This window comes from Pantoea sp. S61, assembly GCF_016625145.1.
Classification (GTDB): Bacteria; Pseudomonadota; Gammaproteobacteria; order Enterobacterales; family Enterobacteriaceae; genus Pantoea; species Pantoea rwandensis_B.
In genome coordinates this window covers 1-211 of sequence record NZ_JACVUO010000077.1, presented here as the reverse complement: position 1 = coordinate 211, position 211 = coordinate 1, and the positions used below count along the sequence as shown (strand labels likewise).

Genomic DNA, 211 nt, shown 5'->3' with positions numbered 1-211 from the left:
ATGCATCCATAGCTCAGCTGGATAGAGTACTCGGCTACGAACCGAGCGGTCGGAGGTTCGAATCCTCCTGGATGCACCATTCGGAAAACTGAAGTAAGAGTGAACGAGCAGTTCCTTTCATGGTGAGTTGTCAGCACCCTGCGTTGTACAAGAATTAACTCGATGCATCCATAGCTCAGCTGGATAGAGTACTCGGCTACGAACCGAGCGG

General features: G+C 51.2%; 1 tRNA gene. It reads left to right on the top strand.

Annotation, left to right across the window (positions count from 1 at the left end):
• The first annotated feature begins 2 nt into the window (after window positions 1-2).
• Window positions 3-79: transfer RNA gene (locus IAE30_RS29925), tRNA-Arg, on the top strand.
• Window positions 80-211 lie beyond the last annotated feature (132 nt).